8 protein-coding genes and 1 pseudogene are annotated in these 8622 nt (G+C 32.3%); 8 read left to right on the forward strand and 1 reads right to left on the reverse strand.

From position 1 onward, the window contains the following. Window positions 1-16: 16 nt before the first annotated feature. The 8 genes from ABYI63_RS14395 to ABYI63_RS14430 all read left to right on the forward strand — a co-directional run bounded on the left by ABYI63_RS14395 (window position 17) and on the right by ABYI63_RS14430 (window position 7350). Complete coding sequence (locus ABYI63_RS14395; RefSeq protein WP_372757260.1) at window positions 17-616, forward strand: hypothetical protein; 600 nt, start codon at window positions 17-19, stop codon at window positions 614-616. A 35-nt stretch (window positions 617-651) separates the two neighbouring features. Then, the gene (locus ABYI63_RS14400) at window positions 652-1089 is read left to right on the forward strand and encodes a nitrous oxide reductase accessory protein NosL (protein ID WP_372757262.1); all 438 of its coding nucleotides are present in this window, start codon (window positions 652-654) and stop codon (window positions 1087-1089) included. 3 nt (window positions 1090-1092) lie between these two features. Continuing rightward, a complete protein-coding gene (locus ABYI63_RS14405; protein WP_372757264.1) occupies window positions 1093-2328 on the forward strand; it encodes a nitrous oxide reductase family maturation protein NosD in 1236 nt (411 codons plus the stop codon). Beyond that, on the forward strand, window positions 2322-3029 hold the full coding sequence (locus tag ABYI63_RS14410) for an ABC transporter ATP-binding protein (protein ID WP_372757266.1): 708 nt from the start codon (window positions 2322-2324) through the stop codon (window positions 3027-3029). The genes ABYI63_RS14405 and ABYI63_RS14410 overlap by 7 nt, the downstream gene beginning before the upstream one ends. Next, window positions 3022-3804: an ABC transporter permease gene (locus tag ABYI63_RS14415; protein WP_372757267.1), complete on the forward strand. Its 783-nt coding sequence runs from the start codon at window positions 3022-3024 to the stop codon at window positions 3802-3804. The genes ABYI63_RS14410 and ABYI63_RS14415 overlap by 8 nt, the downstream gene beginning before the upstream one ends. Window positions 3805-3860: 56 nt before the next feature. Then, on the forward strand, window positions 3861-4256 hold the full coding sequence (locus ABYI63_RS14420) for a hypothetical protein (protein ID WP_372757269.1): 396 nt from the start codon (window positions 3861-3863) through the stop codon (window positions 4254-4256). Between the two features lie 181 nt (window positions 4257-4437). Then, the gene (locus ABYI63_RS14425) at window positions 4438-5280 is read left to right on the forward strand and encodes a hypothetical protein (protein WP_372757271.1); all 843 of its coding nucleotides are present in this window, start codon (window positions 4438-4440) and stop codon (window positions 5278-5280) included. Between the two features lie 69 nt (window positions 5281-5349). Further along, a complete protein-coding gene (locus tag ABYI63_RS14430; protein WP_372757273.1) occupies window positions 5350-7350 on the forward strand; it encodes a TonB-dependent receptor in 2001 nt (666 codons plus the stop codon). Window positions 7351-8349: 999 nt separating this feature from the next. Here ABYI63_RS14430 and ABYI63_RS14435 read toward each other — a convergent pair. Further along, window positions 8350-8622, reverse strand: a pseudogene (locus ABYI63_RS14435) (chain length determinant protein); the annotation flags it as partial.

Genomic DNA, 8622 nt, shown 5'->3' on the forward strand with positions numbered 1-8622 from the left:
AATAAAAATCATTCTTATGAAAAAATCAAAAATACTGATGCTCATTGCTGCTCTATTGCCATTAGGATTATTCTTTTTTCCCTTATGGAAAATCACTTTAGAAGCGCCTCAATATCCTACTCCACTAGGGATGTATATTCATATAAATGATTTTTCGGACGACAATCCACACGATATTAAGAATATCAATTTGATGAACCATTATGTTGGTATGAAATACATTCCTGATGCCATTCCAGAATTTAAAATATTTCCAACAGGCATTTTAATTACAACATCCATAGGTTTGCTAATTGGATTTTTTGGGAATTACAAGTGGTTTTTAGGTTGGTTTATTTTAATGATTGTAGTGAGTGCGGCTGGTATGTATGATTTTTATTTATGGGAACATGATTATGGCCACAATTTAGATCCAAAAGCCATTTTAAAATTCACGAATCCAGATGGTACCCAAATGGGGTTTCAACCACCATTACTGGGATCTAAAGATATTTTGAATTTTAAGGCACATTCCTACCCGCGGTTAGGAGCATTATTTTTATTATTAGGAATTGCAACTTCGTACCTTGCTTATATTGTGGGTAAGAAACAAACTAAAAACAACCAACTTATGTAGGCAACGCAGATTAACTAAACTAAAACACCACAGACATGCAAACTCTAAAATATTTTTTAATCATCCTGTCTCTGCCATTACTTTTAGGCTGTAATGTCTCACCTCAGCCAATAAATTACGGGCAAGATACTTGTGATTATTGTAAAATGACAATAGTTGACAAAGTACATGCGGCTGAAATTGTTACTAATAAAGGTAAAGTCTATAAATTTGATGCCACAGAGTGCATGGTTCATTATTTAGAGGAATTCAACACTGCTGAAATCAAATTATACCTATCGAACAATTACACAGAGCCCACCGTACTTATTGATGCTACCAAAGCAACTTTTTTAATTAGTGAAAATATACCAAGCCCAATGGGCGCCTTTTTATCAGCTTTTAAAACCAAAGAAGACGCTGAAAAAATGCAAAAAGAAAAAGGAGGAAAACTATATTCTTGGGAATCGCTATTGAAGCATTTAAACAACTAAAACATGAATACTATAACGGCTTTTTTATTAGTCATGCTCATGGCTATCTCTAGTTATGCTCAAAAAATTGAGGTATGCCATTCGTGTCCTACTTCAACTTTAAAAAAAGCCATAGCAAAAGCCAAAGATTTTGATACCATTATAGTAAAAAAAGGCACTTATAAGGAACATGGCATTTTAATAGATAAACCGCTAACCATCATTGGAAAAAATTACCCGAAAATTGATGGTGAATCAAAAGGCGAGATAATCACTATTGTAGCAAACAACGTAACGGTTGACGGCTTATTTATAGTAAATGTTGGCACAAGCTACACCCAAGATTACGCTGCTGTTAGAATAAGACGTAGCAAACATTTCACCATTAAAAACTTAGTTTTAGAAAAATTATTCTTTGGCATTTATGTTGAAAAATCTAGCCATGGAAAAATATATCACAATAAAATAATAGGAGATGCCATACAGGAATACAACTCGGGTAACGGCATTCAATTATGGTACAGCAACCATATAGAAATTGAGCACAATCACGTGGAACAAGTTCGCGATGGTATTTACCTGGAATTTTCTGATGATTGCATTATTAAAAACAATGTAAGCACCCAAAATTTAAGGTATGGTTTACATTTTATGTTTTCAAACAGAGATGTTTATAGCGATAATACCTTTGAAAATAATGGTGCTGGTGTTGCTGTTATGTTTTCAAAAAAAATAAAAATGATAAATAATATTTTTAAAGAAAACTGGGGAACAGCCTCCTACGGTATGCTTTTAAAGGAAATAAATGATGCCGAAATTACTGGTAACATTTTTGAAGAAAACACGGTAGGCATCAATATTGAAGGTTCTAACCGAATTACTTATAAAAACAATAATTTCACAAATAATGGTTGGGCCATTAAAGTTAGAGGCGCATGTTATTCTAATTGGTTTTTGGGAAACAATTTCTTGTACAATTCCTTCGATGTTTCATATAATAGCAATGTAAATGATAATGTTTTCAATAAAAATTATTGGAGTAATTACACGGGTTACGATTTAGATAAAAATGGTATTGGTGATGTGCCATACCGACCCGTAAAACTATTTTCGTACATCGTGAACAAAACCCCAGAAACCATCATTTTAATGCGAAGTTTATTTATTGATATTATTGATTTTTCTGAAAAAGTATCACCCGTATTTACACCAAACAACCTATTAGACCACAACCCTTCTATAAAAAAAATAACATGGTAAGCATTCAAAATTTACATAAAGCCTTTGGAAAAAACCAAGTATTAAGCGGTGTGGATTTATCCATAAAAGAAGGTGGCATATTTGCCGTTTTAGGACCCAATGGTTCTGGAAAAACAACCCTTATAAAATCTATTTTAGGGATGGTTATACCTAACAAAGGAGACATCTTTATAAATAACCAAAACATAAAAAACAACTCGAATTACCGTCATCAAATAGATTATTTACCACAAATTGCCAATTTTCCGAGTAATTTAAAAGTGAAAGAATTAATTACTATGATAAAAGATTTGCGTGGTAAAACCAATGAAGACGACCGGTTGATTGCCCTATTTAAACTTGAACCATTTTTGGACAAAAAACTAGGAACACTTTCTGGCGGAACCAAACAAAAAGTGAATTTGGTATTAACCTTCATGTTTAATAGTCCGTTAATTATTTTAGATGAACCTACTTCGGGTTTAGACCCTATTTCTCTTATTAGATTAAAAGATTTAATTCAATCTGAAAAAGCTAAAGGTAAAACCATCCTAATAACATCGCATATTATGAGTTTTGTTGAAGAGGTTTCCGATGAAATCGTATTCATTTTAGAAGGCAAAATTTACTTTAAAGGCAGTATTTCAGAATTAAAAACAAAAACCAATCAACCTGATTTTGAACACGCCATTGCATCAATTTTAACCGAAAATCATGCTTAAAATATTAAAATATAGTTTTTACGATTTAATGCGAAGCCGCTGGAGTTACGTGTATTTCGCCTTTTACTTATTATTAGGCGTTGTATTACTGTTTTTAAACAACGATCTATCTAAAGCGGTTATCACATTAATGAACATAATCATCATTCTTGTACCTTTAATAGGAACCATTTTTGGTGTAATGTACTATTACAATTCAAAAGAATTTACCGAGTTACTGTTGGCACAACCACTAAAACGTTCTACCATTTTTTTAGGCCAATATTTAGGCGTTGCCTTATCACTTTCCATGAGTTTAATTTTAGGATTAGGCCTGCCTTTTGTGTTTTACGGATTGTTTAAAAGTGCCGCCATTTGGGATTTTTCGTTACTTCTTATAACCGGAGTCTTTTTAACCCTCATTTTTACAGCTTTGGCTTTTAACATCGCGCTATCAAACGAAAACAAAATAAAGGGCTTTGGTTATGCCATTTTAATGTGGTTATTTTTAGCCATTATTTACGATGGCATCTTTTTAATGTCGTTAATTATTTTTGAAGATTATCCACTAGATAAGGTTTCATTAATAGGCACTATGCTAAACCCAATCGATTTATCAAGAACCCTTATCCTTTTAAAATTAGATATTTCGGCATTATTAGGTTACACTGGTGCTGTTTTTAAACAATTTTTCGGAACGAATTCTGGGTTACTCCTTTCATTGACAGCCCTTTCCATCTGGGTGATTGCACCCATTTTAAGAATCACTTTTAAAGCTAAGAAAAAAGATTTTTAATTTAAATTGATTAAAAATATCAAGAAATTAAATTTTAGAGATTAAATTTGACCCCGATGATATCAGCAATCGCAAATAAGATTACGGCTTTCGTTTTAATATTTATATTATTCGCACATAATATAAATACACTTGCCATAATTGGAGATTTTGTTATCAATCAAGAATTCATTGCAAAAACCTTGTGTATTCAAAAAGAAAATCAACAAGGATGTAATGGTAAGTGTCAATTAATGAAAACGTTAAACGAAAGCGAGCCAGATTCAAAAACTACCATTCCGGTTAAGGAAACTAGACGCTTTTCATTAGATGCGTTTTGTTCTTATGACATTAAAAACATTGAAAACAAAACCATTTTTTACAAGGACTATTATTCCAATTTTAATTTATATTCTACAAATTTAAGAGCTATCTATTTCGACATAGATACGCCCCCTCCTATTTTTTCTTGATTTTTTTTCAGGTTTTAAACACTTAGTAATTACATCATTTTTTGAAAATAAATTCAGAAAAAGGATGAGTTACGTACATTCCAAAATCAACAATTACATTACTAATCGTCTGTAATTCTACAGGTAGATTGGCGCATGTATTGTTGGAATAAATTTTAAAAAAATCAATAAAAATACACCTATGAAACTTAAATATATATTACCAATACTGTTCTTTTCCCTTTTTATTGCATCTTGCACTAACGACGACAATGACCCGGAAATTAACGAAATTGAAAATCTTGAAATGATTCAAGAACTTTCAAACGACACCCATACCATTGAATTATACAATGCCACAGGCCAATTTTCAACAGGTTACAATGCTATCAGCATCCGCATAAAAGATAAGGGTTCCAATACCTATGTAGAAAACGCTTCTTTGTCATGGAATCCGGTTATGCAAATGACCATGATGTCTCATTCTTGCCCGAAATCTGAAATCACTAAAGCAACAGGTAAAATGACGGTTTACGAAGGTTTCATCATCTATCAAATGACAAATTTAGATGGTTCTGGTTGGTCGCTAACTGTAGATTACATCATTGATGACGTGACTTATAGTGCAACAAACACTATTACGGTTATGCAGTCGGAAAATCAAAATATCACTACTTTCACGGGTAGCGATAGTAAAAAATACATTATTGCCTTAATTGAACCAAGTACACCAAAAATTGCCATAAACGAGTTAAAAGTTGGCTTATTCACAATGGAATCTATGATGCATTTTCCAGTTGTTGAAGATTTCACAATTACTTTAGACCCGAGAATGCCGGGTATGGGCAATCATAGTTCACCAAACAATACCGATTTAACATATAACAGTGAAGATGCTATGTATTATGGCGATTTATCACTAACCATGACGGGGTATTGGGTACTTAATTTAAAACTACTTAATGAGGAAGGCGTCGTGTTAAAAGGTGAAGACATTACTTCTGAAAACGAACAAAGCTCACTGTATTTGGAACTTGAATTTTAGGTCCATTTTAATTCAAAACAGACACGATTTAAGTTTTAAAACGTGTCTGTTTTTAAAAAATCAATTAAGATGAAAAAATTCATTTTACAATGTGTCTTTTTAGTTCTACCTAATATAATATTAGCTCAAGAAGAAGGTGTTACTACAAAAAAAGACACAACCAATCTAGATGAAATCACTTTAGTAACGCGCAGAAACTTAAACAACCATAGAGAAGAAAAAACACTATCTAGCATTGATAATTATTTAGAGAAAGTAAGCAAAATAACCATGATAAAACGTGGTAATTACGCTTGGGAGACCACCATGAACAATATGAATACGGATCGATTAGCGGTTACCATTGATGGCATGCAAATTTTCGGAGCTTGTACCGATAAAATGGACCCGATAACCTCGTATGTTGATGTTTCAAATTTAGAAAAAGTAAGTGCTAATTCTGGACAATCAGGTTCAGAAAACGGGCATTGCGTTGGTGGTGGTATCGATTTACAATTACCTACTTCTGCATTTCAAAATACAGGTTTAAAAACGAATATTGATGTGGGATATGAAACCAATGGCAATTATAAAACTGCTGGTTTGGATTTGGAATATGCCTCTGAAAATTTCTATTTTAACACCGATGGTATTTTCAGGAAATCAGATAATTATGATGCTGGTGGGAACAAAGAAGTGCTATATTCCCAATTCCAAAAATATAATATCTCCTTACAGAGTGGTTATAAATTAAATTCTAACGAATCCGTTGACACCAATATAATTTATGATAAAGCCTCCGATGTTGGTTACCCGGCATTAACCATGGATGTTTCGCTTGCTGAAGCATTAATTACCTCCATATCGCATAATTACAATAATGATGCATCATTTTTAAAATCCTTAGAATCTAAACTTTATTTCAATACCATTACACATATTATGGACGATTCCAAGCGTCCCGATGTGCCAATACGCATGGATATGCCTGGATGGAGCGATACTTATGGATTTTATAGTAAAGCTAGTATTAAAGAAGGTAAACACCATGTACTTTTTAACTTAAATGGATTTTACAACCGTTCCTTAGCAGAAATGACGATGTATCCAAACAACCCAGATGAACCTGCCATGTTTATGTACACTTGGCCAGATATCAGAACGCTTTACACAGGTATTTATGCCAAAGATGCTGTTGCTTTAAATACCTTCGAAACAATATCTGCATCGTTGCGTCTTGGGTTTCATAAAAACAAAATTGCTAAACAAGTTGGTTTAGAAAGTCTGCAAATATTCTATCCTGAAATTAACGATTCAAAAGGCAGAATGCTTACCAGTATTTCAACGGATTATCAAATAAAAAAAAATCTCTTTGATGTTAGGTTCGGGTTGGGTTACGGTGAACGGGCGCCAACTGTAAGTGAAGGCTATGGCTTTTTCTTGTACAACAGCTTTGATAATTTCGATTATATAGGCAACCCAACTTTAAAAAACGAAAAATCTATAGAAGCTAATTTTAAAATTAATTACAATAAGAACGGTTTTCAAATAGGTTTAGAATCCTCCTTTTTTCATATTACAGATTATATAATTGGAGCTATTGACGCATCCTTAAGCCAAATGACTATTGGCGCTAATGGTGTGAAGGTTTATACTGCTTTGAAGAATGCTAACATTTTTGTAACGTATCTAAATTCCACGTATCAGATTTCAAAACCATTTTCAATAAATGGAACCTTAGGATACAACTACGGATCTGGAAGTAACAAGGAAGCATTACCATTTATAAAGCCTTTTTCTTATTTGGCTGAATTAAACTACAATTCAAACCGCTTTAGCGCCGCCATTCAGCTGGAAGGTAATGGAAACCAAAGCAACTACGGAAGCTTTTACGGTGAAGACGAGACACCGCAATACGCCATTTTAAACATGAATATAGGTCATGTTTTTTATAACACAAACAATACAGTAGTTTTAAAATATGGTATTGAAAATATGCTGGATACCAATTATTCAACCTATGCCGACTGGAATAATATTTCAAGACAAGGACGTAATTTTTTTATAAACCTGTCCTTTAGTATGCCGTAGTTTATTTTCTAACGGAAATAGTTGAAAGGTTATTTAATTAAGAATAATGTATTGCACATAATATTAAACAAACGAAGGCTTTCAAACAAATGAAAGCCTTCGTTAATAAAAATAATTGATTTTAAATTACAAAAATGTGAGAGTCTTTTTATTTTTTAGTTTACTTCATATTTACAACTTTCAACTAACCTGTTTTTGCCTAAAATATTATCAATGTCGTTATGAACTTCCTAATAAGCATCAAAGCAAGGGATACTTATATAGTTCAAATAACTAGGGTTTCTTTAATAACTTGTACATTTATTTCCTTTTCAGTCAAATTACGAATCATATTATTTAAATTGTCTTTATTTTGAAAAGCATGAATAATTATATGATATCCTATTTTTACATCTTTTTTTCTTGTATCGAGTGTTTGTTTATTTAATTTATAGACTACACCTACATTAAACTGATAATGACTGCCCAATTTCTAAAGACCATCTCTATTTGCTTGTAAATTAATGGCTATTCTTTCAAACACCCAATTAACCTGCTGTGAAATTAAAAGTCCCTCCCGCTTCACCTTGTAATGTATGAATACCCGTCCCTAAACCAAGGTAGAGGTCTATGTTTTCATTGGTAAGAACAAGATTATCTAGAAACAAACCAGCAAACCGATCCGAATTAAAATAAGGTTCTCACACAGCTTGATTACCCAATATTAATTTATTTGTAGAAACAGTTAATGCCAATAACCAATTTTTATAAAATCTTTGTTCAGCCAATAAAAAAAGGCGTCTTAAAATTAAATTTGCCACTATCAAAAGGCAAGACTGAATTATTACTATTATCAACTGTGTTTAATCTAAAGGTCTGACTAAAACAATGATTATCTACCGCTGTACTGTTTTCGGTGTTTAGGCTTTTAAATAAGCTTGTTTGAAAGCATCATGAATAAATGATAAAAACGAGTTTTTTTATGTAGTTTATTTACGGATAGATTAAATTATATGTTTTTTACTTCTTAAAAATTCGTTTCCACCAAGGCTTGTTCAATTCTTCGTTTCCATAACCATAACCGTAGCCATAACCATAACCATAGCCTCCTTTTTCAATATTCACATCATTAAGTACCACCGCCATGTTAGGTAATCGTTTTTCTGAAAACATTTTTTCAGGAATTTCCAATAATCTTTTATCTAAATAATCGGCACGAATTAAGTACAGACATAAATCGGCAAAATGACTTAGCAATAAAGTATCGGTCACCATTTTTAACGGCGCCGTATC

It is taken from the genome of Mariniflexile sp. (assembly GCF_041583155.1).
In the GTDB taxonomy this organism is placed as follows: Bacteria; Bacteroidota; Bacteroidia; order Flavobacteriales; family Flavobacteriaceae; genus Mariniflexile.